At 48.9% G+C, this 25,172-nt stretch carries 22 protein-coding genes; 6 read left to right on the forward strand and 16 right to left on the reverse strand.

Annotated features, from left to right (window positions below; genetic code table 11):
• Window positions 1–110 precede the first annotated feature (110 nt).
• From RT52_RS11115 to RT52_RS11125, 3 genes are all read right to left on the reverse strand, one after another.
• Window positions 111–566 (reverse strand): hypothetical protein, encoded by a 456-nt coding sequence (locus RT52_RS11115; protein WP_034817365.1) that lies wholly within the window; start codon window positions 564–566, stop codon window positions 111–113.
• An 84-nt stretch (window positions 567–650) separates the two neighbouring features.
• Entirely contained in the window at window positions 651–869 is a 219-nt protein-coding gene (locus tag RT52_RS11120) for a hypothetical protein (RefSeq protein ID WP_034817367.1), read from the reverse strand.
• 322 nt (window positions 870–1,191) lie between these two features.
• Entirely contained in the window at window positions 1,192–2,385 is a 1,194-nt protein-coding gene (locus RT52_RS11125; RefSeq protein WP_034817370.1) for an Ig-like domain-containing protein, read from the reverse strand.
• A gap of 31 nt (window positions 2,386–2,416) precedes the next feature.
• Between RT52_RS11125 and RT52_RS16220 the strand changes: the two genes are divergently transcribed.
• Window positions 2,417–2,665 (forward strand): hypothetical protein, encoded by a 249-nt coding sequence (locus RT52_RS16220; protein WP_245175525.1) that lies wholly within the window; start codon window positions 2,417–2,419, stop codon window positions 2,663–2,665.
• Between the two features lie 51 nt (window positions 2,666–2,716).
• On the opposite strand, the gene RT52_RS11130 is transcribed toward RT52_RS16220, so the two are convergent.
• Entirely contained in the window at window positions 2,717–7,168 is a 4,452-nt protein-coding gene (locus RT52_RS11130; RefSeq protein ID WP_034817372.1) for an Ig-like domain-containing protein, read from the reverse strand.
• A 163-nt stretch (window positions 7,169–7,331) separates the two neighbouring features.
• On the reverse strand, window positions 7,332–8,513 hold the full coding sequence (locus RT52_RS11135; RefSeq protein WP_162174537.1) for a transglutaminase domain-containing protein: 1,182 nt from the start codon (window positions 8,511–8,513) through the stop codon (window positions 7,332–7,334).
• Between the two features lie 105 nt (window positions 8,514–8,618).
• Here RT52_RS11135 and RT52_RS11140 point away from each other — a divergent pair, with 105 nt between their 5' ends.
• From RT52_RS11140 to RT52_RS11150, 3 genes are read left to right on the forward strand one after another with little or no spacing between them, the layout of a single operon-like run.
• On the forward strand, window positions 8,619–10,310 hold the full coding sequence (locus RT52_RS11140) for a hypothetical protein (protein WP_034814447.1): 1,692 nt from the start codon (window positions 8,619–8,621) through the stop codon (window positions 10,308–10,310).
• Window positions 10,307–11,812 carry a hypothetical protein gene (locus RT52_RS11145; RefSeq protein WP_034814448.1) on the forward strand — a complete coding sequence of 502 codons (1,506 nt, stop codon included), beginning with the start codon at window positions 10,307–10,309 and terminating at the stop codon, window positions 11,810–11,812. Before RT52_RS11140 ends, RT52_RS11145 begins: the two co-directional genes overlap by 4 nt.
• A 14-nt stretch (window positions 11,813–11,826) precedes the next feature.
• On the forward strand, window positions 11,827–13,155 hold the full coding sequence (locus RT52_RS11150; RefSeq protein ID WP_051690227.1) for a PDDEXK-like family protein: 1,329 nt from the start codon (window positions 11,827–11,829) through the stop codon (window positions 13,153–13,155).
• 512 nt (window positions 13,156–13,667) lie between these two features.
• On the opposite strand, the gene RT52_RS16390 is transcribed toward RT52_RS11150, so the two are convergent.
• The 6 genes from RT52_RS16390 to RT52_RS11180 all read right to left on the reverse strand — a co-directional run bounded on the left by RT52_RS16390 (window position 13,668) and on the right by RT52_RS11180 (window position 18,531).
• The gene (locus RT52_RS16390) at window positions 13,668–13,841 is read right to left on the reverse strand and encodes a hypothetical protein (protein ID WP_156028752.1); all 174 of its coding nucleotides are present in this window, start codon (window positions 13,839–13,841) and stop codon (window positions 13,668–13,670) included.
• Between the two features lie 29 nt (window positions 13,842–13,870).
• On the reverse strand, window positions 13,871–14,164 hold the full coding sequence (locus RT52_RS11160; RefSeq protein ID WP_034814449.1) for a hypothetical protein: 294 nt from the start codon (window positions 14,162–14,164) through the stop codon (window positions 13,871–13,873).
• Window positions 14,165–14,168: 4 nt separating this feature from the next.
• Window positions 14,169–14,666, reverse strand: a complete 498-nt coding sequence (locus tag RT52_RS11165; RefSeq protein WP_034814450.1) for a hypothetical protein — start codon at window positions 14,664–14,666, stop codon at window positions 14,169–14,171.
• Between the two features lie 6 nt (window positions 14,667–14,672).
• Entirely contained in the window at window positions 14,673–16,196 is a 1,524-nt protein-coding gene (locus RT52_RS11170) for a hypothetical protein (RefSeq protein WP_034814451.1), read from the reverse strand.
• A gap of 450 nt (window positions 16,197–16,646) precedes the next feature.
• Complete coding sequence (locus RT52_RS11175; protein WP_034814452.1) at window positions 16,647–17,609, reverse strand: aldose epimerase family protein; 963 nt, start codon at window positions 17,607–17,609, stop codon at window positions 16,647–16,649.
• A 58-nt stretch (window positions 17,610–17,667) separates the two neighbouring features.
• The gene (locus RT52_RS11180) at window positions 17,668–18,531 is read right to left on the reverse strand and encodes an NAD-dependent epimerase/dehydratase family protein (protein WP_034814453.1); all 864 of its coding nucleotides are present in this window, start codon (window positions 18,529–18,531) and stop codon (window positions 17,668–17,670) included.
• Between the two features lie 356 nt (window positions 18,532–18,887).
• Here RT52_RS11180 and RT52_RS11185 point away from each other — a divergent pair, with 356 nt between their 5' ends.
• Both RT52_RS11185 and RT52_RS11190 read left to right on the forward strand, forming a co-directional pair.
• Window positions 18,888–19,340 (forward strand): sigma factor, encoded by a 453-nt coding sequence (locus tag RT52_RS11185; RefSeq protein ID WP_034814454.1) that lies wholly within the window; start codon window positions 18,888–18,890, stop codon window positions 19,338–19,340.
• A 5-nt stretch (window positions 19,341–19,345) separates the two neighbouring features.
• Window positions 19,346–20,218 (forward strand): tyrosine-type recombinase/integrase, encoded by an 873-nt coding sequence (locus tag RT52_RS11190; RefSeq protein WP_034814455.1) that lies wholly within the window; start codon window positions 19,346–19,348, stop codon window positions 20,216–20,218.
• 138 nt (window positions 20,219–20,356) lie between these two features.
• Here the strand turns inward: RT52_RS11190 and RT52_RS11195 are convergent, their stop codons facing one another.
• The 5 genes from RT52_RS11195 to rfbA are packed head-to-tail and all read right to left on the reverse strand — an operon-like array spanning window position 20,357 to window position 25,015.
• Window positions 20,357–21,646 (reverse strand): nucleotide sugar dehydrogenase, encoded by a 1,290-nt coding sequence (locus RT52_RS11195; RefSeq protein ID WP_034814466.1) that lies wholly within the window; start codon window positions 21,644–21,646, stop codon window positions 20,357–20,359.
• 33 nt (window positions 21,647–21,679) lie between these two features.
• Complete coding sequence (gene rfbB, locus RT52_RS11200) at window positions 21,680–22,702, reverse strand: dTDP-glucose 4,6-dehydratase (RefSeq protein WP_034814456.1); 1,023 nt, start codon at window positions 22,700–22,702, stop codon at window positions 21,680–21,682.
• Window positions 22,703–23,560, reverse strand: coding sequence for a dTDP-4-dehydrorhamnose reductase (rfbD, locus tag RT52_RS11205; protein WP_034814457.1), 858 nt, complete (start codon window positions 23,558–23,560; stop codon window positions 22,703–22,705).
• A complete protein-coding gene (gene rfbC, locus RT52_RS11210) occupies window positions 23,557–24,123 on the reverse strand; it encodes a dTDP-4-dehydrorhamnose 3,5-epimerase (protein ID WP_034814458.1) in 567 nt (188 codons plus the stop codon). The genes rfbD and rfbC overlap by 4 nt, the downstream gene beginning before the upstream one ends.
• A gap of 13 nt (window positions 24,124–24,136) precedes the next feature.
• Entirely contained in the window at window positions 24,137–25,015 is an 879-nt protein-coding gene (gene rfbA / locus RT52_RS11215) for a glucose-1-phosphate thymidylyltransferase RfbA (protein ID WP_034814459.1), read from the reverse strand.
• Window positions 25,016–25,172 lie beyond the last annotated feature (157 nt).

Genomic DNA, 25,172 nt, shown 5'->3' on the forward strand with positions numbered 1-25,172 from the left:
TAGATTTATCATTTTTTCGCAACATCATGTCATGTTGCCGTTCCGTTTCGTTCTTCGTCTTTTTAGGAAGTTGGACCTAAAAAAAGACCGCCTCATGAGGAGACGGTCGTTCACTTCAGTTCGCGATGCAATTCGCGGTCGGTGATGTAGTCGGGTTCGAGTTTCAAGATGACCCGGTCGAACGCGTATTGAAGACCGAGCACGGTGAGGACGAGAACGGCGATTGGGATGAGGAACGTGATGCCCGGTGTGGCCGTATCAAACCACCAGAGCAAGCCGAGAAATCCGATGAACCCGACGGTCGTAAGCCAAAACGGGAGACGGACGAGCCGTCGATACGTTTTGTCGTCGTTAAACGAACGGCGGATTGTGCCGAGCTTCCACTCACGGACGAGCAGCGGTACGACGCCTAGAAAGCCAATCGAGGCGAGGAGAGGCTGCGACAGCTCGACCGTTCGAATCAACGTTCCGGTGATGATGAGCGAGGCCATCCCGAGGATGAACGTCTTCGCCTTGCCTTTTCGCGCGTACTCGACGAGTTGGCGGATGTGTTGTTCGCGTCTCATGAGAGTCCCTCCTTTGGATTACATGTTCATGTACGTAAAAAGCTCGGCACAAGTTTCGAAATAAGAAACTCGCCCCAGCTTTTCTTAAAAATCTTCCAGTTCAAACAAATAAGGTTTTTGAACCGAGAATTGATGGGAAGATTTTAAAATCAATGCGTCTTGATTTACATTGAGTTTAATTTGTTTGCCATCCTCCGTTTCGATGACTAATACCCCATCCGCGTAAGACGCATTCTTCACTTCAGAGTTAAGCTGAAACTTAACTACTGACGTCTGTTCTGCATTCACTGAAAAAGAAAGCATGAGCTCATTCACCTCTATTCTAAGCTTTAAAATTGTGTTGTTTAATGCAAGCTTCGGTGAGACATTTTTAGTCTATCATAGAAAAAAATTGCTTCGATTCGGCTCCTTTGATGGAGTGTAAGTTAGTGTAGGTCGATAATGCATTTTTGGTTTGGAAGAAGAGTATATTAAATCACCACATGGTGAAATGAAATAGTGGAGCGTGAAAAATATTACAAGTTTGTTACAAATAAGTTTCTGGTTTTGCTAGAATTTAAAATTTCAAATCTTAATTCATTCAAATGTATTCGTTCCGATGAATCCATTCTCATGAGGCAACTGACTATTGTATAAAGACGGTCTGCGTCTGTTTCACATACCCTGTCTTTTGTTGCGTCACGAGCAATCTCTTCCCTTTTGGTTGCGTCGGGATGCTCACCCGGTACGTCCCTTTGGCGTCCACTTTGACGGTCTTCCCAATCATCTTGTTATTGGAGAACACACGGACGAGCGATCCCGGTTCACCTTTTCCTGTGACGACGCGTGAAGATGCCGTAGCGGTGAGTGGCGCCTGCACCCCGAGGACGGTGCGCTGTAGGATGGGTGACGTATTCCCTGCCTCATCCATCGCCTGCACCGTGACGACCTCACCAATTCGTAACTTTGGCAGATTGAGCGAATAGACGCCGGCTGTCGTGGTCTTCGTCGTCAATCGCTTCTTGTCGTGGCGAACGACGATGGTCGAACCGGCTTCCGCACGTCCGAACACACGGGTCAATCGGTCGGTGAGCGTTGACATCGTCGCGAGTGTCGGTGGTGTCGTATCGAGCGGTTGAATCGTTTGCGTCGTCTCACTTCCGTCCGCGTGGATCAAAACAATCGTGAGCGGTTTAGTTTGCGGCTTAAAATCGAGCCGGAAGAAGAACGTCGTCTCGTCTTTCGCAAGCACGGTCTTTCCTTGACGAAGTTCTACCCGCACCGGTGTGAACGCCATCCGTTCGAGGTGTCCGGTCAGACGGGTCGATGCATCGGTCAACGTGTCCATCAGCCTCAATGAGACGCTCTCGCCTTCCTGCACATACGTCTGTGCCCCGTCGCTCATCGTCCCGCCTTGTAGTTGGACGACACGGACGCCAATCCCTTGAGGCAGCTTCCGTTCAAGCGGGATGCGGAACGAACCATCTGTATTGACCGTCGCCTCGCCGAGACGGAACCCGAACTCGTTCCACGCCTTCACGACGAGCCCGGGTGTCCCAGAACCGGTGAGACCGAGCGCGTCACTCGTCACCGGCTGAAGGATCGGGGCGCCTGGTTTCACTTCAGAAGGAGGCACGATCACGATGGGCGGGGTTGGTTCGTTAAACGTTTGAGAGACCGTCGCGACAGTCGGGTCGCTTGGATAATAACCGTCTGCCGACTGTATGATGTAGACGGTAGTACCTGCCAGGAGCAATTCTTTCAGTTGGCAACTGAACGTGCGGTCAAAATTGACGTGGGTTTCGCATAATTTGTTTTGACGGTTGTCGTAAACGTACACGGTTTGGTCGTCAATTTGATCTGCCGCAACGTTGATTTTTCTTTCAACTGTCCATCATGAGCATGACGGCCATTGGGATGAATGCGTCATCCCGGTGTCGGAGACGAACCCGGACGTCTGTGCCCCGATGGAATGTGGATGCAACCACGATGAGGACTGTGGCCACGAGCTCGTGCCGCACGGTGATCACATGGATTACCTCGTCAACGGTCGCCTGCACCACGTCCATAACGGGCATTGCGACGACCAGGGTCCGGTCGAACTTGTGAAGGCAGAGTGAGGAAACAAAGAAAAGCAGCTTCGGCCGAAATTCGGCCGAGGCTGCTTTTTCTCATCGGACGACTTTACTCGTCTTCTTCATTCCTTCGTATCCCGTTTGGGTCATGTTCACCGTGAGGACGGTCCCCGTCTTTTGTTTCGGGATCGTCAATCGGTAATTCCCTTTCGCATCGACTTTCACCGGTTTGCTGATCGCTTTCGTCCCGACAAACGCCTGAACGGTCGCGTTCCGGTTCCCTTTCCCGGTCACGACCGTTTGCGTCGATTTGACCGCATTGATCGTGAACGATGGGAACGTGTTGAGCACTTTCACCGAGGTCAAACTCGATGCGTTCCCGGCCGCATCGCGCGCGCGGACAGAGACGATCGCGCCTGGTTTCGTCGTCTTCACGTTATAGGCATAGACCCCGGTCGAACTCGCCTTCGTCGTGTACGTCCGTCCGTCATACGTGATCAGTACGGTCGCCCCCGCTTCCGTCTTCCCGGTCACCCGTGTCGACTTGTTCGTCAGCTTGAGAATGGTCGGCTTCGTCGGTCCGACCTTGTCAATCGTGAAGGAAATCGAACTATAGTTGCCGGCTGCATCCGTCACGCGAAGCGCGTATTTACCGGATGCGCTCACTTGTGTGTTCGTACGGAACGCCTTGCCGTTCAACGTCGCCGTTCCTTCGTTGAAACGGATTGTGACGCTTTGATTCGTCAACTGGTTCGCAGTGACACCTGTCACGACAGGTCGCGTCCGGTCAATCGTGAACGTCTCGACCGTCTCGTTTCCAATCGTGTCGACGAGACGGAGCGTGTACACTCCTTCCCGGGAAATACGTGTCCCCGAGACAAATGGTTGCCCGTTCAGTGTCGCCACCCCTTCCGTGAAGAGAGGCGCGACTTCCCGGTAATGCGTATTCCCTTTCGTCAAACCGCTCAAGACAGGAGGTGTCGCATCAATCGTGAAACGGACGACCGTCTCGTTCCCAGCTTCATCGATGACGCGCAACGTATAGCTCCCGTCTTTTGTGACCGCTTGGCCAGACGCGAACGGGACTCCGTTCAACGTGGCTTTTCCTTCGCTGAATCGTGGTGTGGCACGAACGAATGTCTTCCCGTCTTCGACGCCGCTCACTTCGACCTTCGTGCGGTCGATCGTGAAACGAATCTCCGTCACGTTCCCGGCCTGATCGGTCACGACGAGCACATACGTCCCTTCCTCCGTGATGATCGTGCCACTTGTGAAGGCTTGTCCGTTCAGCGTCGCCGTTTCTTCAAACACGGGTGTGACGTCTTGATTGAACGTCCCGTTCGTCACACCTGTGACGAGCGGTGCCGTCCGGTCAATCGTGAACGTATGCGTCGTCGTGTTTCCAGCCTGATCCGTCACGACGAGCGTGTAGGCGCCGTCTGTTGTAATCGGTGTCCCGGACGTGTACGGCTTCCCGTTCAGCGTCGCCGTTCCTTCGATGAATATTGGAGTCACGACGTCTTTCGTCAATCCGTCTGCCACCCCGTTCACCGTCACCGGTGTCCGGTCGATATTGAACTCACGTGTCGTCTCATTTCCGGCCGCATCCCTCAAACGAAGCGTGTACGCCCCTTCTGCCGTGATCCGTGTCCCGGAAGTGAACGGTTGCCCGTTCAACTTCGCGACGCCTTCAGTGAACACCGGCGTCACGCCGTCTTGATAGAACGTCTGGTCAATCCCTTCGATACCAGGTGCGGTCAAATCGATCGTGAATGTGACAAGCGTGGCGTTGCCGACGAGGTCGACGACACGGATGACGTGCGTCCCTTCCGCATTGACAGACCCGCCCGCGAACGGCTTCCCGTTTAACGTGGCCGTCCCTTCATTGAATGTCACTGTGACCGCTTGATTGAGCAATGCTCGGTCGGTCACCCCGGTAATGATCGGAGCCGTTTGATCGATTGTGAACTGACGAGTCGTCTCATTACCACTCGTATCTCGAACGACAAGTATATACGTTCCATCTTGATCAATCGTCTCGCCTGAGCCAAACGGCTTCCCGTTCAATGTCGCCGTTCCTTCGTTGAATGAGAGCGTCACAGGCGTCGCGACGGATGACCCATCGGTGATGCCTGATACGACCGGCGGCAAGACGTCACGAATCGGCTTCGTATATTCGCCACTTGTGAACAGCCCGCGCTTCGCCTGAATCGTGAACGTGCCGTCGCTCAGCTCGAGCCCGTCAAACACGAACGTGCCGTCTGGTTTCGCCGTCGTTTGAACCGGCAACGACCCGAGCGTTAAAGTCAACTCGGTTCCAGGTTCTGCCTTCCCTTGAATCGACGTGTCGCGGTTCGTCACATCCTCGACGTGGAACACCTCATACCGCCGGGTCACGTTTTCCGATGTGAGCTCGGCCTCATCGATCGAATAAGCCGTGAGCGTCACACTGTCGTTAAGTGGCATGGCCTCAGTGTAAGGTTGTGGCGACGCATCGTTCTTCGAAACATAGATGGTGGCTTGTTTCGTCGTCGTCAGTTCGACCGTCTCGCCTTGCAAGTAGATGCCACTGTTTTTATTCGTCGTGACGACCGGCAAATCAGGTGAGTAGACTTTGTACGTCCAACGATGGATCTTGCCGAACTGGTCGGTCATCGTGAACCGAAGCATGTTGTCGCTCGGTGTCGGGACGGTGAGTCGGAACGTGCCGTTCGCTTTTGCTTGAATCACCTCCCCGTTCACAAAAAGTGTCCCGAGCGGTACGTATGAACCGGAGACGTTCACTTTTCCATTCGTTTCAAACACCGGCGTCTCGCTCAAACGGAACGGGAGCGTGCCGTAAAGATTGTTCGTCGCGATCATCGAAGAAATCGAGTTCGAGCCTGACATCGTCACCATCCCGTCTTGATATGGATAGTAGTAGCCAAAAGTGAAATTACTCGCCCGGATCTCACGCTTCGCTTGGACACCACCCGTCAGACGAAGCCGTCCGCCGACATAGACGTTTCCGTTCAAGATGGTGTTCTGCCCGAGTGTGAGCGTGGCCCCCGGCATGATATAGACGTCTTGATCGACGGTCATGTAGCTCCACCAGTCATCCGAGCTGACGATGATGGCGTTGACCGGTTCGATTTTCGGGAGCGTCGTCACCGTGAAGGCAAACCCATCGGACACGGTCGTCGTGTTTTGATTCAAGTCGGTCAGCGTAAGCGTATGTAACGCCCATTTCCCTGCGCCTTCCGGGAAGTCGCTGCGGTTCAAGTCGAAGTGAAAACCTTCAGGCGTCACGTGCGAACTTGAGAGCGTGACGCGTTCCTCTCCGTTCACGAACACCGCCTCTGCCGACTTCAGCTTCAAGTCATCTGTAGCGTGGACGGTGAAGGACGCCGTGTCATGTTCGTCGAGTTCGACATCATTCGCTTCAAGACGATCGAAAGTCGGTACTACGGTGTCTGTTGAGGGGTAACGGATATTGAACCATTGATTGTCACTGGTGTCTAGATACCTAAACATCCTGTTTCCAAAACCATCCTCGGCATAGATAAAGTCAATCACATATTTACCTGACTCCATTCCTTCTTGGACAGTAATATATCCTTTGTATAGTCCATCACCATATGATGAGAGACTAACGTATTGTGAAGCCATCGTTCGAGGCTTTTTCAAGTGCAACTGGGCATACTTGATATAGGAGCTGTTATCTACAAGATAAATCTGTACCTCGATTGTATCGCCAATCGTGTATTCCTTGTTCGTCAAGGAGTAGCTAATCATTTTCGGAGCTTCCGTGTCCGACTGAGTACCCTGGATTTCAAACCATTGATTGTCCTCCGCATCTAAATACCTGAACGTTTTATTTCCATAACCATCCTCGGCGTAGATGAAGTCAATCACATATTTACCCGACTCCATTCCTTCTTGGACAGTGACATAGCCTTTATATAATCCATTGTTCTGAGCTGACAATGGGACATAGTAGGATGCTCCTGTCTGAGGTTTTTTCAAGTGAAGTTGTGCATACTTGATATATGAACTGTCATCCTCTAAATGAATCTCCACTTCGATTGTATCGCCAATCGTGTACTCCTTGTTCGTCAAGGAGTAACTGAGCACTTGCGGTGCTTCCGTGTCGGGAGTCGTCCCATAGATTTCAAACCATTGATTGTCCTCTGCATCTAAATACCTGAACGTTTTATTTCCATAACCATCCTCGGCGTAGATAAAGTCAATCACATACTTACCCGACTCCATTCCTTCTTGGACAGTGACATAGCCTTTATATAAACCATTGTTCTGAGCTGACAATGGGACATAGTAGGATGCTCCTGTCTGAGGTTTTTTCAAGTGAAGTTGTGCATACTTGATATATGAACTGTCGTCCTCTAAATGAATCGCCACTTCGATTGTATCGCCAATTGTGTACTCTTGGTTCGTCAATGAGTAACTGATCAGTTTCGGTGCCTCCGTATCCTCCATCGCACTTCCTGTCAGCTGAAACGAACTCATCACAAACATCACAATAATAAGTTGAGCCATCCACTTCTTCATCAATTTTCCTCTTTCCCATCTATATATGTAGACTTTTGAATGTTAATCCTATAAATCCCAACTAAGAATATAGCACGTTTCTCAAAAACAGGATGACCTATTTTTAAAAACGAGTGTATGATTGCACCAAAAAAGAGTGAAGCCACATCGCTTCACCCCTGCCTCACTCATAGTTCGCCATCGCCGTCACTGGATACTTCCCTTCCTCCCACGAATGGTCCGCTCGCAATGTCGCATCGGACACTAAGAAGTAGTCGTACCGGACTTTCCCCGGCTGGTTCGGCACCGGATCGTTCCACGTCGTGTCCAAGTGATACCATTCCCCGTCAAGCTTGACGAGGTTCCACGCGTGAAGACCGGTCTCGACTTCTCCTGAGATATATCGCGTCTCGACACCGGCCGCTTCTAATAGAAGCAACGTCGTCAGCGCATACCCCTCACAGACGCCTTCCCCATTGAACAATATCGAGTACGGCGTGTACGGGCTCGCCGCGCTCTCCAAGTTATACGCCGTGTTCAACACGACGAAATCGTTCACGTATTTCACTTTCTCAAAGTCGTTCAGCCCGATCGGCATCTCTTGCACGATGCGCTCGACGCGGGCCGCGATCTGATGGGCCTCATCTGTCGTCATGTCGTACGCCAACTTCATGTCGAGGTCGACATAGCCCCCGTGATCCCGATATTGACTCTCCCCGCCCCGAGACAAACGGAAGACGTAGATGTGATTCGCCTCGAGCCAGTCCCACGCGGCTTCCATCGTCTCCTCAAAGTCTCTCGTTTTCCCGATGTAACGGATGCTGAACGCCTCATCGAATCGGCTCATGTGATAGGCGAGTGCCATCCCGAGTTCCTCAGGTGAAGCGATTTGGCTCGGCAATTCGAACGTTTCATCAAGTATCGTGGCCGACGAACTTACCACATGTCGCGAACCCGGCCACTCGATGATCTTTGCCTCTTGGTACGTCGCATATCCGCCGACCGCACTCACACCCAACATGATCAACGCCAACACGTTGCGTCCTGTCATCGCAATCGAAGACCAGACCGCCGAGCGTCGACTTTTGATTAACCGATTCAACTCATCGCTCACAAGTTGCTCCAATTCGGCTCGTTTCATCTTCACGTTCGAGTGGACTTGGAACACGACTTTTCGATAGATTGGATCGAGCAAGTCAAACTGTCGGGCCGGGTTATGTTCCGCCCGTTTCAATTCGTCGTCGATCGTTCGCAGTTCTCGTCGCAACGCCTGCTGAACGAGTCTTGTCGCACGCCCAGTTCGGAACAATAGTACACCCACTCCTCCGCTCAATCCCATAATCAACATATACATAATGATTTCCACGATAGCCGCTCCTCGCATTCTTCTTTACCAGTTAGAATATTTTCCCTACCCAGCACCCTCTATAAGTATATAATAACTTTATAAACAATATATGGAAGGTGTTGCATGATGAACATTAATACATATTTGAAAGAATACGCCCACACACTACTCGGCGACGGCACACATATCGCCCCGAACGTTCCCGACAAAAAATTGAACGGAGCCATTAAGAATTATGCGGAGGACGCGCTTCCTGAACACGTTGTCGTCTTATACGATTCAACGCTCTTTAAGAGCGGTAAAGAAGGCATGCTGTTTTTAGGTGACCGCTTCTATTTCAAACCGTTGCTCGAGAAGCCGATTTGCGTCTACTACAAGGATTTGCAACGCGTCGATTTGGACCGTGAAGTCACATACAAGAACGATAAGCGAAAAGAAAAACTTCATATCGTCATGCACACAGAGAAATACGATTACAGTCTGTCTGACAAGCTTGCGACGTATAACGTCGAAGGCGTCGTCGAGCTATTGAACGGGATTTCCGCTTTGAAAGACAAGGAAGACGAGCTCATCAACGTCTCACAGGTCACCCCGCTCGCCGACTTGCCCGAGGCGTATAAGCTCACCTACTTAAAAGTCTTGGCAAACTTCACGTTCTTCGATGATCAACAGATTGATGCCGAAGAGTATAGCGAACTGATGTCGCTCGTTACCCGTATCCATCTCAGTTCGGACTATCGCTTGCAACTTCGGGGCTATTTGAGCAATCCGAATGAACATGCACCGACGATCGCGTTGATTGATGAATTACGCGACTTGTCGACGACCATCGACTTCTCGATCGTCGAGAAATCGTTGTTCAAAGACTTACTCTATCTGTTCAAACTGAAGCGCCCGCTCTCGGCTTGGTTCGAGAACAAGTTTCTTGAAGAGTTGAAAGAAGTTCTGTCGATTTCGCGAGAAGAAATCGAACTGATCTCAAGCGCCATCCAAAGCGACGAAGATATTTTGACGTTTCGGAAAAACGACTCGGAAATCGCCAAGTCGATGAAAGACTTGGCGGCGAAAGCAGCCGCGGTCGGTGTCCCGCTCACCGCTATCTACTTGTCCGGTTCGGTCGTCGGATTGAGTGCGGCCGGGTTGACGTCTGGTCTCGCCTCTCTCGGCATGGGTGGTCTGCTCGGCTTCTCGAGCATGTTCACGGGTATCGGGGTGCTCGTCGTCATCGGGGTCGGGACGTATCAAGGATTGAAGAAAATCACGGGCATGAAAGACGTCGAGAATAACAAGCAACGTGAATACATGCTCCAGGCCATCATCCGAAACACACAACAAACCCTCAACTACCTGCTCGAAGACATCAATGAAATCTCGAATCGACTCGTCGCTGCCGTGCAGCATGGTAACGCCAACTCGGAGAAAATCAACCAGTTATCGAACATGCTACAAATGCTCAATGCGAGTGCCCAGTTCAGTGCCGGCAAACAAGTCCATTCTCAAAAAGAACAGGTCATCACGCAACTCCCTTCGAAACTGAGTACGATTCGGTTAGACGAGTTGACGTCAAAACCGACACATCAAAAACTTCGTGATTACGTGTACACGTGTTACGCCCCGAAACTTGTCCAACTCGATGATGTGACGTTCGATTCCGAGGAAGCGCTCGTCTTGAAGGATACGCTCACGCTCGAAGAATTGGAGCAGTTGAACGAATCACTCCAAGCAATCGGCTACTTCGACGTATCGGGAGGCGGGCTCGCCGAAGTCACGGGTGGGGCGAAGCGCCTCGTCAAGAACGTATTCGGTGACAAATGAAACGGACCGAACAACAGCTGACCGACAAGGCGAAGGCGTTGCTCACCCAACAACACCAAGCCACGAAAGCCGAACAACGTCTAGGTGATGTCCAGACGCATTTGAGCCAACTTGAAGAAGCGCAAGACGCGCAATCGGAAGTGCTCGACCAGTTGTTCGAAGACATGATGCGGCTCATGGACGGACAGGCGACGCAAACGGTGGTCACCCCGCTCGCGCCACTCGCCGTCCCAACGTTTGAGGAAATCCAGCCGATTCAAGTCGCGGACGTCTCGTGGGAAAGCTATTTGGACAACCTCGACACGTATGCGGCACGCCATGACGTGACCGGACGAGACGACCCGTTCGCCCACTTGTTGACGGCACGACAACGGCACGACTTGGCGACCGCGTTCAAAGCGGACTTCTTGCTGAAGGAGGCGGAATGTGACTGCTACGATTACATGATTGCGTCCTTCAGCGGCCTTGTCGCTGGTCTCATCGACAGTTTCTTTGTCGGTTCACCGAAGGACAGCAAACTCCGGCGTTGGTCAGATGAGAAAGTCGACAACGTCGTCATCCAGTTCGCGAACCTCGTCTGGAAACAAGACAAACAGAACGGTGGCCGCCTCCGCAAACAACCGGATTCGATTGCGAGTGCCATCGGTTATTTAGAGCGTCGCTTTAAAGTGAACTATGACGCGCGGTATGCGAAAGATTTGAACATGGGGGACGCGACACTCAACATGCGTCCGGCGGACCACCATTTGAAATCGCTCGCCCACGCACCGGACATCGTCGGTCTGTTCTTTTCCATCTTGGATCAGTTCACGGGCAAGGCAAGCTTCGTCTCGGACGGTCGGCTGCTTCGTCTCGAACCGAAACAGGACGGTACGCCACGGCTCCAAGGTGAGAATCTACTGGCCAAACTATTCGCCGGTTTCGCGAACTGGCTCGGGCATCTCTTGTCCGACGTATCGGGGTCGAGCGGTGTGCGCGGGCACGACGACGGGCGGCGCGGCGCCGGTATCCCGCTCCCGTTCTTTGAGTTGTTTCAATTCGCTGACTTCGGGCACATCTCCCACGACGGGGGGACGCTCTCGTTCGCCGACTTCTCGACGAAAGTGTTCGAGAGCAGCTATGATGCGCGTCACGGTGTGGCGATGGCGGTGCCGGTCGTCTTCAACGAACTCGTCATCCGTCTGCTCTGGGGATTGAAGAGCCTGCTTTATCATAAGAACGGCTGGCTTCACTCGATACCGGTCGGCAACAAGCCGACACTCCGGAAGATGTTACTCGTCGGCCACGGTGCCCTCTGTCTGACCGACGGGATCGATGCCTACATCCGGAGCGGAAACGTCCCGATTTTGTTTGCGACGCGCGTGAACTACGTCGCCTGGAGTCGCTTCGCATACGCCGCGACGCAAGAGCTGAAGCATGTGCTCGGGAAAGACGTGTACGATTGGGGAGCGGTCGACGCCCATCTCGAGCAAGAATGGAAGAAACTTAGCCGTACAGATTAATGAAGGAGTCCGCCATGACCTACTCACTAGAGAACATCTTACAACTTGAAAACACACCTGAATTCAATAAACTCGACCAACAGTTCAATGCGTTCAACCCGTTCAAAGTGCTTCGCGTCGCCAATTATGAGATTCGTCATTCGAACGTGCTCGCCTGGTTGTTCGACCCGAACGAGAACCATCGCCTCAATAGCGTGTTTCTACGGAAGGTGCTCATGCATCTCATCATGAAAGCAGACAATGAAAACAAAATCGATGCGTTCGATTATTTAGCGTTCGCCCATACCCCTTTGTCTGACGTTGTCGTCCATCGAGAGTGGTCGAAGCGAGGCGTAGGTGCAATCGATTTGCTCATCGAGATCCCGACGTTGAACGTAATCGTATTCATCGAAAACAAGGTGCACGCCATTGAGTCGTCAGGCCAACTCGATCGGTATGTAACAAGCGTGACCGAACACTATCCGCATCGAGACATTCTTCCCGTCTTTTTGACTTTATCCGGGGACGCACCTTCCCATGACGCGTATTGGATGTTGACGTATGACGAAATCTTACGCATCATCAAGCACGAGCTTGAACTGAACCATACAACGATGGCCGACACGATTCACGACTTCCTGTCCTACTATGTCGCGCTCCTCGAAGAACGACTCGTCGATGACGAAGCGACGACGGAGACGGCGTTGCAACTTTATCAAGACTATACGTTGGCCATCCATCTTTTGTACGCGAACGCCAACCCGGCGAAACAAAAGCAAGTGGAATTGCGTCAAGCGGTCAAGCTACTCGCCACGTTCGACGAAACGACGAAACAGCATCTAAGGCTCATCTACCATCGGAAGCGCCAAACGATTGACTATCTCTTCAAGATTGGGTGCAACATCCTCCGTCAAGCGTTTCGCGAGTTCGTGAGCGAACAGAACATCACGACCTATTCCGCCCATACACGCGTCCCGCACTTCGTGATGGATGACTGGTTGCCGTCGTTACAGAAGATGCATCGTTTGAAACGCTACTGGCTCAACTACGGCCTCATCGTCTGGTTCGAGCGCAAAGGCAGTAAACGACTCAAGCTTTACGTCGAGGTCGGGCCAATCAATTATAAGGAGCGACTCGAACTTTTGGAGGCACTCGAAGTAAAAGGCATCTCGTTCTTAAAATCAGGGAAACAAGAAGAGAAAAAGTTTACCCGCATCTACACCGAGACAATCGACGTGTCAGATTGGACGAACGCCACCGTCGTCAAAGACGCGATGATGACACTCATCGAAGACCCTACTTTCCGCTCGTTCAGCGCAACCGTGACCGACATGTTGGATGAACTGTATGCTATCAACGCCTAAAAAAGACCATCGCACTTGTCTCAGACAAGTGCGATGGTTTTCTGTTTATTCTGCACGAAACGTATAAACCGTCCTCGAGTGATACAACTCTCCCGGGTTCAGTTCAATCGATGTCGTCACGTCAAGATGGTCCCGTGCCTGCTCTTCGAGGACGATGGCGTTATGCTTTTGCCAGCTGCTCTAATCATTCGACAAAAAAAGCCAGCTTTCCCTTAAGTGGAAAGCTGGCTTCCTCAGACAATTCAGCTTAAGAGTTTCTCCGCAGCATGACGCAACGGGTTCGTATCACTCAGCCGTTGAAGACGGGTTGGCGCACCACCGCTGGTGACAAATAGACTTGGTGACGCAATGGTCCAATTTACCCGTCGGCAGTGTTGAATATCCCAGCTATGAGTAGTAACTTGACTAAAAATAGCTTCATAGCGATATGGTCCCGTGACCTCCCCCCACCGCTTTGATCTCCCATTGTTGTGTATGTAGATTAACAAGGCGTTTCAAAACAAGAACATCACCTATTTGAACTTCAGATGCAAACTTTTTAATGAGGTGTCCGTCAAGCAACTGGTCGTATTCTCAAAATATTCACCCAAACGGGCAGGACCAATCAGCGCAACATTTAACTTTAAAAATAACTCTTCTAAATTGACCTCTCCATTCCCTGCTGCGATTTGCCAATATGTTTTCATCGGGTCCTCCTTAGTTGTTTTTACTCCAGTCAAGCTTTCCGATTTTGCTGTAAGGATTGCCACGATTTATCAAATTCATATAGCTCTTCCGTCTTAAATTCTTTTCGCAGTTGGCGAATCCGATGTCTCTCTGCGTGAACTTGGCTAACCTCTACTCCTTTCTTCGCTCCTTCGATAAGAGCCACGAGCACAAATAGTGGCACTAGCACATACAAGGCCTTGAAATAAAAATATCCTACGATTCCAAGGATGATTGCGGATCCAAATGCCATTTTAAAAAATTCTAAGAAGAACCCAATGAAAAATCCAAACATTCTACTCAATTGTTCAACCTCCTAACGCTACATATAAATCATTTTCTTCAATTGCAATCATTCGTTTTATTTCATATGGATACTTTTCTTGGATATAGACCTTTACCAGACCCTTTTCTTCGAGACTAACATCTTTGCCATGAAACAATCGGTTCAAAATATTGTACATTAGCTCTTGTGGTGAATTTGTTTTAATCATTCCGTCAACGTGTAATCGGACGAGTTGTAAATACTCCTTCAAAGCGTACTGAAAAATAATAATACCTCGCGTTCGTTTCGATAACGCGGCACGTTTCATAAAAAAGATTGCATTTAAACTTTGATTTTCAACTTTTAATTCTTTGATGACGTTGTTCTGACGAGCAATCATTTCTTGATGTATCTTAAGTTCCTTCTCCAATTTCATGATTATTTGCTTTAATTCATCAACTTCCCCTTGTCTAGAAAATCGTCCTATTCCAAAAGACGCACCAGCCAACAATGCTCCAGCACCTAATAAGAAAAATGGCATTTCGACTCACTCCTCAAAAAAATCTATTGTACTTTCAATTGCTAGATTCGTCCGAGTCATTCTACTTAAAATATCATCTGTTTGACTTACTGATAAATCCATTGCGATCGAATCGAATTCAGTCTGAAGCCGCATCCGATTATGAATTAATTCAGCAGAATTGGCCATCAATTCCGAAGTAGAAGGGAGCATAGACCATACCTGATCAATCATATACATAATGGTGGCTAATGCAATCCCTGTCAAAACTCCTACCATTGTGGACGAAATTAATGGTAGAAATGGTAGAGCAAGTCCCCTCAACATATTTTCAAAAACTTCTTCAAACGCTATTCCACCTGCTACAACAAGCCCCGTAATCAATAATTTTGTCACTTCACGATAAAGCATCGATTGGGATAAGTTCTGTGGATTCGTGAATAGTACTCGAAACGCCCGGACGATTGACAAGAATCCTTCACGAATGATGCGTACAACTCGTTTTTTCGTTGTAATAAATGTATTGATGACTGTTGTCAATATGGAACTCATGAAGCCACTCAAGATACCTTCCCCAAAAATCTTTGTAGCCGCTCTTAATAGACCACTTAGTTGTTTTTGTGTATTCTTAATCACACGTTCAGCCATTTTGTTCAGTTCAGTCAGCATTATTCCATCAGAACGATACGTTTTCAACTGTTTAGCATACTGCTTCATCTCTTTAAACAGTTCACTTATGAGCGTGTGGAGAACCATACCAATCGCTTCTCGAGCTCCGAGCCGGAGTCCGTCTTCAACGCCCGCTTGCAAACTTCGAGAGGTATATCCTTTCATCGTTTCAATTCTAGAGATTTGATGATCGTCGTAAGCTACGTTTGCTTGGTCAGCGATTTGTCGCGCTCGTTTCTCATCAATGGCGAACCGGACATCGTTTGTATCTTCTTGTCCACCGACTCGATGATTTCTGAAATCATCGAGTCGCAAATCTCCTTTCGACTTATTTAATGTTTCATCTGTTACCACTAAATTTCTAGTATCACTTGAAAAAGCTTTTTTACGATTGTCATCCAATAGAAATCCACCATTTTTATGGAACGAATTTAATGGAACAACATGATCCACGTTGGCGCGGTCTATTGATTTACCCGTGTACGAATCGACTTGCTTTCCTTTTCTTTTTTCATTTTGGTGAAGGACAATTTTTTTTGAGGAATCGTAACCATATTTTGATCTTTCAAATTTATCTTCCTCTCGCGCGTAAATACCTTGTCTTGCGTTATGTTTTGTTGTCACATCACCACCATCTTGGTTTTGATGAAAGAACGGAGCCAAGCCAAATGTTTGAATAATGGTACGTGAGACAACTTGTCCATACTCTCCAATTAAATCGTCAAACATACTATTCTTTTCTTGCTCTGATTTTGCATGCAAATCGAAAATCGTCTTTTCGTATTCTTTGATATCTAATTCATGCTGTTCATAGCAAATGTCAAATCGCTCTCTAAAGTATTGGAATAGCATTTCTTCATCTGTGCGGAACGAGTGACTCAAGATGACCCCTCCTTAAAAACTTACGGAACTGTGCCCGATTTATTGATTAAATCTATGATTTTAGTGTATCAATCCCATTTCAAATAGCGGATGATTCTTTCGTAATGAAGGGAATACATTTTTTAGAATCACCGATTACCGTTCGACAATATATGACATGTTATTGAATTTTATGAACATTTTCTACGCCCTCCAACCTCCGCTTCTATCGATTATGTCCTTCTATACCTTCTCAATACACGTAGCATCTGAAACCACAATATTCAATGGGCTAACGCTTATAAGAGAATAAATCGCCAGCCCCATTCATAATGAATCCGTCCTAGCAAGAGCAACTTTCTTCTCACCCACTTTCCATGGTCACGTTGTCGTTTCTCAAAAGTTTCACGACTAAGTGCATAGGAAAAAGACCATCGAACTTGTCCATGACAAGTCCGATGGTCTTTTGTTTCATTCCACCCCAAACCGATAAACCGTCCTCGAGTAATACAACTCCCCCGGATTCAGCTCAATCGACGTCGCCACATCCGGATGGTTCGGCGCGTCCGGGAACGCTTGGGCCTCCAGGCAAATCGCGCTATGCTTTTGCCGTCCTTCGAGCGTCACCGGCGTCTCTTCACTTAAGAAGTTCGCCGTATAGACGACCATGACCGGCTGGTTCGTCTCGACGTCCATGATGCGTCCACTCACCGGGTCGTGCAAACGGGTCGTCCCTTCCTTCAAGAGAAACGGATGATCCAGTCCACCCGCCTTCACGATCGCCTCGTCCTCGGACGTAATCGCCGCACCGACCGGTCTCCCGTCACGGAAGTCGAACGGCGTATCCGACACGTCAAGCAACTCCCCCGTCGGTAGCGACTCGTCATCGAGCCGTGCCACGTGATCGGACGGCAGCGTCAGCACGTGGTCGTGCACCGTCGGCCGTCCGCCGAGGTTGAAATAGTTGTGGTGGTTCAAGTTGACCCACGTCCGTTCGTCCGTGTCGGCCGTCATCGTGACGACGAGCGCATCGTCGTCCGTCAGTTCATACATGACTTTGAAGCGAACATTTCCAGGGTACCCTTCCTCCCCGTCCGGACTGAGGTACGTGAAGACGATCGCTTGTCCGTCGACGTCCATGTCCCAGTGCCGGGCCGTGATGCCTTCCTCGCCGCCGTGGATGTGGTGCGGGGCCTCGCTCGGGGTCAAGGCCACCCCATCGATCTCGGCGTTGCGGATCCGGCCGGCGATGCGCCCGACGACCGCCCCGACGTAAATCGGGTTCTCTAAGTATTGTTCCGGGTCACCGTACTTCAAGATGACGGACTCATAGTTCCCGTCCCGGTCCGGCGCCGTCAACTCGGTCATGGCGCAGCCATAATCGATGGCCGACAGGCGCATGCCGTTTGCGTTTTCAATCGTTGCTTGTTTCACTCGCTCACCTACTTCGACTAGTTTATCTGTTCATTCCCGTTGAAGTAGTGTCTTACTCTTATTCTTGTCGTTCCGTCGCAACGACACTATCAAAAAAGTCCCTCACATGATAATCATGCGGATACATCGACAACTCCTTCGCATAAGCGAAGTCGCCGAACAGCTTGTTCATCGTCACGTTCTTGTCAACGAGCGTGCCGATGACCCCGTTGAAGAGCCCCGTCGTCCGGACGTGGTTGCCGTGGACCGCGCCGATCGTCTTGACGAGCTCGGACGTACAGACGTAGTCGGCGTTTTGCGGATGGAACGTGCCGTGGTCTTCATGGAGGATGAGGAGCGCCAAGAACTCCGACAGGTTGTCGACGTGGATCATGCTGCGGCGGTTCGGATAGTCCGGGAAGATTGGCACCTTTCGCGCGAGCCCGGCGAGTTTGATGTAGTTCCCTTTCGAGCCGTTCCCGTAAATCATCGGCGGACGGACGTTCGCGACGCGGAACGATTCGTCCGCGAGCGCCTCGAGCTTCTTCTCGGCCTGGAGCTTACTGTTGCCGTAGAAGTTCGTCGGCTTCGGTTCCGTGTCTGTCGTGATCATCTGCGCGTTCGAGGCGTCCCCGTAGACGATCATGCTGCTGAGGAATAGAAATTGGCTTACCCCGTCCTGCTTCGCCTTCACCGCAACCTCGGCCGTCAAATCGGTGTTCACTTCGTAATACAGGTCCTCCATACTCTTGTCTGTCGAGACGTGGGCAATCCCGGCCGCATGGAGGATCGCGTCATACCCCTCGAACGACTTCTCTTTCCATTCCCCTTTCTTCATCCCGACCGTATTGACTTGAATGTCGTCCGCATATTTTGCCTCAATCCACTGTTTGAACGCATTGCCGACGTAACTGCTCGCGCCGGTGATCAACACTCGTTTCATCTGTCGCCCTCCTCATAAAAAAGAACAACCGTCCCAGCCGAAGCGTGAAGCAGTTGTCTCTCGATGTGTTTATTTTACCATATGCCGACATTCGATATCATACCGATCGCAAGTAGAGCCACATCTCGCCACTCCCCCATGGTCACATCCCCTTGCCTCTTCGAATATTCATCGATATCCGAGATGGGACAGCGCCCTTATCGCACATAAGCCCGGGGCTTGTTTGAGATATCGGCTTACAATTGATAGATGGAGCCGAGAGGCGTACGTACAGCAACACCCAATCCACGAATATCGATGACTATACTCGAATTAACCTAGGAAAATCAACAGAGCGCTCGGAAAAGAATCCATCCATGAACCAGCTTGATGACCAAATCGTAGAATGGGAGCCGATGATCCATTACGTCATCCGGCATCTCCACATCCATCCGAACGAACAAGAGGACTGCGCCCAAATCGCGCGCATCGCGCTATGGGAGGCATTGAACCGGGGCTGTACGTTATCGAAGACGTATTGCTTCCAACGGATACGGGGCGCCATCCTCAACCACCAACAGAAGAACGCCCGACACTTGAAGCACGAAGTCGCGGCCGAGCGTATCCCGGAACAGTGCATGACGTCCGAGCGCCATCTGTTCGACTGGCTCGACGAACAACGGGTGTTGCTGTCACCACGCCATTTCGAGCTCCTCTGCCACTTGATTGACGGGACCGAACAGACGCTGCCATATTCCGCGAGCCGGTTGCGGGCATATAAGGCCGACGTCCAACGGGAACTGCGAGCGGCAATAACCTTGAAGGAGTGATTGTGATGAAACGTGTGTTACTGAACGATGCGATCGACCTGTACTTAGAAGACTTGAAAGAACGGAAGGAGTCCCCGGAGACGACGCTGAAAAGCAAACGCAACACGCTACGGAGCTTCGCCGAGTATGCGACCGAACGGGGCGCCGTCTACATCCAGGACATCACCGAGATGGGCTACGCGGTCCCGTACAAGAAGCACTTGAGCGGGAAAGCCGACAACACAGTCCGGTCGTATATCATGCGTGTCCGTGGGCTGTTCACGTTCGCCGTCGAGCAGCGCTGGATGGAGCAGAACCCGTTCAGCCGAATCATCACGCGGGAAGGCGTCACCGAACCGCCGACGATCATCAGCCGCGACCAATTGGATGTCGTATTGTATCACGCCAAAAACTATACGCTCTATACGATCTACCTCGTCGGGGGCGATGCCGGGCTACGCATCAGCGAGATCTTGGACTTGGAGCTCAATCACATCAACTTCGAAGAGCGCTTACTCAGCGTCATAAAAGGCAAAGGCGGCAAGACGCGCGTCGTGCCGATGACGCAGCGGCTCACGAAAGAGTTGAAGCGCTACATCGACGTCCGGCGTCCGAAGGCCGGGAACTCGAACAAAATCTTCTTGATGCCGACAGGACGCGTCGTCCAGCCGGGCTTCGTGAACAAAGACCTGAAAGAAATCGCAGCCGAACAGTTCGGCCTGCATCTGACGAGCCACATGTTGCGTCATAGCTTCGCGACGACGTTGTACGAACAGAAAAAAGACATCGTCGGCGTCGCCGAGCTCCTCGGACACAAGTCGATTAGCACGACCGAGCGGTATCTTCATGTGTCACGTGAGCGGACACGGCAGCTGATTGAAGGGCTGAATAAGAAATAGAAGCTTATTAGACATGTATACTCACTTCTTCATAACTGTTTTTTAATCTATTATCAAAAAGTTAAAAATGCAAAAGGTAGTTAGTCATAATTTCAAAAGGCATCCCAGGGGATAATTAATTATTCCCTGGGATGCCTTTTATCTTGCTGAAATCAATCCAGAGCACATTGAATATAGATTACCAAAATTCACAACCGCAAGGTCGCTGTCATCGGCCTTCACGATGTTACGTGTGTCAAAGATCATCGGACGGTTCATCGCCGCGTTCAACTCGCTGAAGTCGAGCGCTTTGAACTCGTTGTGGTCAACGAGGACGAGGACGAGGTCCGCATCTTTGATCGCTTCTTCTTTCGACACGAGGTCGAAGTGTTTCGATGACGAGACTTCGACGTGTGGGTCGTGGACGGCCACGTTCATGCCTTGCTCGAGCATCAATTCGATGATCTCGACAGCCGGGCTTTCACGCATGTCGTCGACGTTCCCTTTGTACGTCACGCCGAATGCGGCGATTTTTGCCTCGGGCTGGTCTGAAACGAGCTTCTGCACGTTCTCGACGACATAAGCCGGCATCGAGACGTTCGTGTCGCGTGAGAGCTTGATGATTTTCGCAAGCTCAGGCTGTTTCGCCACGATGAAGTACGGGTCGACCGCCAAGCAATGTCCACCGACACCAGGGCCTGGGCTGTGAAGGTTGACGCGCGGGTGCTTGTTCGCCATCTCGATGACGTCAAGGACGTTGATGTCGAGAGCGTTACACACTTTTGCGAGTTCGTTCGCGAGGGCGATGTTCACATCGCGGAACGTGTTCTCCATGAGTTTCGACATTTCAGCCGTCTTCGCGTCCGTCTTGATGATTTCCCCTTTTACGAACGTGCCGTATACGTTTGCACCGGCGTCTGCACAAGCGGGCGTGATGCCACCGACGATGCGGTTGTTGTGCACGAGCTCATGAAGGATTTGTCCTGGGAGGACACGCTCTGGGCAGTGGACGAGGAAGATGTCCTCACCGACGACGAAGCCTGCTGCTTCCACGAGCGGCTTGACATGGTCGTCCATCGTACGTGGCTCGATTGTCGACTCGACGATGATGACGTTGCCCTTCTCGACGTATGGAAGGACGCGTTTCGTCGCTTCGAGTACGTATGTGAGGTCGCATGACTTATGCTCGTCATCGTTGTTCGGTGTCGGGACGGCGATGATGAACGCGTCCGCTTTCTCCGGCTCGAGCGAGGCGTGGAACTTGCCTTTCGCGACGACGTCTTTGACGACGTCTCCGAGGCCTGGCTCTTCGATGTGGATTTCGCCACGGTTCAATTTATCGACAACTGACTGATGAATGTCCACACCGACGACGTCGACGCCGTATTGGGCGAAGACCGCAGACGTTGGGAGTCCAATATATCCTAATCCGATCGTACATACTTTAATTAGAATCTCCACCTAACTTATTATATTTTTTATTCACTTAATTGAATATTGGTCAGAGAAATAGTTACGGTATTCTCCATTTAAAATTTGTTCCCACCACTCTTTATTATCAAGATACCACTGAATCGTTTGGGCAATTCCAGTATCAAAGTTGTAAGTAGGCTTCCATCCTAATGCTTGGAGCTTAGTTGGGTCAATCGCATATCGTTTGTCATGACCTAAGCGATCTGTAACAAACTCAATGAGTTCTTCTGATTTACCTAACTCTTTAATGATAGTTTGAACAACTTCCAAGTTTGTCTTCTCGTTATGGCCACCAACATTGTATACCTCTCCGTTGATTCCCTCATGCATAACTAAATCAATGGCTAAACAATGATCTTTGACATGTAACCAGTCCCGAATGTTTTTGCCATCACCATAAACAGGCACTTTTTGTTCATTTAGTACCCGGGAAATAGTCAAAGGGATTAATTTCTCGGGAAAATGATAAGGTCCGTAGTTATTTGAACAACGTGTGATATTGACCGGAAGTCCAAACGTTTCATGATACGCTCGAACCAGAAAGTCACTTGACGCCTTACTCGCACTGTAAGGACTGTTCGGTTGAAGAGGCGTCTCTTCAGTAAAGAATGTAGTCGGATCAAAATCAAGTTCCCCGTACACTTCATCAGTCGAAACATGAACAAACTTCTTAATGCCATTGGCCTTGGCTGCATCAAGCAATACTTGCGTACCCATGACATTCGTTTTCACAAAAATCTCAGGATGTGTAATCGAACGATCCACATGACTCTCAGCAGCAAAATGCACTACATAATCAAATTTTTCAGCTTTGAACAAACTCATAACAGCCTCTCGATCAGCGATATCAATCTTCACGAACGTGTAGTTATCTGCGTTCTCGATTTCTTTATGCTTAACCAAGTCGCCAGCATAAGTAAGCAAATCCAGATTAAAAATTTGATATTCAGGATATTTGGAAACCATGTGTTGTACAAAATTACCGCCAATAAACCCTGCTCCACCTGTTACAAGTACTTTTTCTTTATTCATTTAAATGTTCACCTCTTGATCCAATTCTTTTAAATAGTGTGATAACGCTTCTTTCCAATGTGGGAGGGGTTCAAATCCCATTTCAATCAACTTCTGTTTAGACATACGCGAATTTTTAGGTCTCGCAGCAGGAGTTGGATATTCTTCAGATGTAATTTTATTTACTTTAACATCTCGATTAGCTTGTGCAAAAATCTCTAAAGCGAACTCTGCCCAACTGCAATATCCTTCATTTGTTGCTTGATAGACTCCATATTTATCAGTAATTATCATGTCGACTAATAATCTTGCCAAGTCATACGTATAAGTAGGAGATCCAATTTGATCGTCTACCACACTTAATTCATCTCTAGATTCGCTTAGACGTAACATCGTATTAATGAAGTTATGTCCATTCGTTCCAAATACCCAAGAGATACGCACAATGAACAACTCATTTAGAAGTTGTTGGCAGACTTTCTCCCCTTCAAATTTTGTCAAACCATAATAACTCTGCGGTTCAACGGGAGACGTTTCTTTGAAGGGTGTGTCACCTTCCCCGTTATATACGTAATCCGTACTGATATACATAAACTTAGAACCGATTTCAGCAGCCAATTCAGCTAAATAACGCGTCCCGTTAACGTTGACATCCCAAGCCAATTCCTTTTGTTCTTCCGCTTTATCAACTGCAGTGTATGCAGCACAATGAATAATAGCGTCTGGTTTTACATTTTTGACGAAGGCGATGACATCATCTTTTTTAGTAATATCTAAATCCTCAAACCCAATACCAATCATGTCTAAGTTTCGCTTTTGTCCTTCTTTAACAACATCGAATCCTAATTGTCCATTGTAGCCTGTGACTAAAACTTTCATATAGTACGCACCAATACAAAATTGTTTTCAGCATCCACAAACGAAGGCGCATTTTGATCTTTGTCTGACAAAATCGGATTAGAGTTGATTGGCCAATCAATGTCAAGAGTTGAATCATTCCATTGTATGCTTCGATCATGTTCAGGTGAATAGAGTTCATCTACTTTGTATTGGACTTCAACACCTGGAGTGAGCGTTAAGAATCCATGCGCAAACCCTTTGGGGACAAGGAGTTGCTTTTTATTTTCAGCTGATAACTCTACACCAAACCATTGTCCTTGTGTAGGACTACCTTGACGAATATCCACAGCAACATCAAAGATCGCCCCTTGTGTGCAACGTACTAATTTTGTCTGCGCTTTTGGGCTGAGTTGATAGTGTAGACCACGAAGAGTACCTTGTTCTGCAGAATAAGAATGGTTGTCTTGAATAAATTCGATATCAATTCCATTTTCTATTAGAACAGACTGATTGAAAGTTTCGGTAAACCAGCCCCGATGATCTCCAAATACTCGAGGTTCAATAACTTTGACGCCATCTAGTAATGTATCTGTGATTTTCATTTATACTCCTCTTTTAGTAACGAATTTTTCCAGCTGCAACTTTAAGTAAATACTGTCCGTATCCTGTTTTTTGAAGTGCTTCTCCTGAAGACCTTAAAGCCTCTTTATCAATCCAACCATTGAGATAAGCAATTTCCTCAAGCGCTGCGATTTTTACTCCTTGATGATCTTCAACAGTTTTTACAAAGTTAGTCGCCTCTACTAAGCTTTGATGAGTTCCCGTATCTAGCCATGTGAATCCACGCCCTAACAATTCGACACTTAATTCACCATTTTTCAAGTACGCTTCGTTGATAGATGTAATCTCCAGTTCACCTCTAGCAGAGGGCTTTATACTTTTCGCAATTTCTACAACGCGATTATCGTAAAAATAAAGTCCAGTGATTGCGTAATTTGATTTAGGTTTTTCTGGTTTTTCTTCGACACTAACTACAGTTCCATTACTGTCAAATTCAACAACACCAAAACGCTCTGGATCAGTAACGTGATAACCAAAGACAGTTGCACCTTCTTCTTTTTGTGCTGCCTTCTGGAGAATAGTACGCATTCCGCTCCCATAATAGATATTATCACCGAGCACCATCGCAACCGATTCACTTCCAATAAATTCTTCACCTAGAATAAACGCTTGTGCTAATCCGTCAGGAGACGGTTGTACTATATAAGTTAAGCTAATACCGAATTGTTTTCCATTTCCCAAAAGACTTTTAAAACGAGAGAGATCATCAGGAGTTGAAATGATTAAAATATCTTTAATACCTGCTAACATTAATGTAGACAAGGGGTAATAAATCATTGGTTTATCATAAATGGGGAGCAATTGCTTACTAGTTACCATGGTTAAGGGATACAATCGCGTCCCACTACCACCAGCTAAAATAATCCCTTTCATAAATTAAGTAACCCTCCTATTAAAATCAATTGCCCTAACTTAATTAGGACTTTTATAATTCATTAGAAAAACGTAACTCATAGTCTTTAACAATTTTATTCCAGGAATAGTTACTAGTTATAATGTTAGAGGACTTTTTATCAAATTCATTAATCAT

Source organism: Exiguobacterium alkaliphilum 12/1 (assembly GCF_000714435.1).
Taxonomy (GTDB): Bacteria; Bacillota; Bacilli; order Exiguobacteriales; family Exiguobacteriaceae; genus Exiguobacterium; species Exiguobacterium alkaliphilum.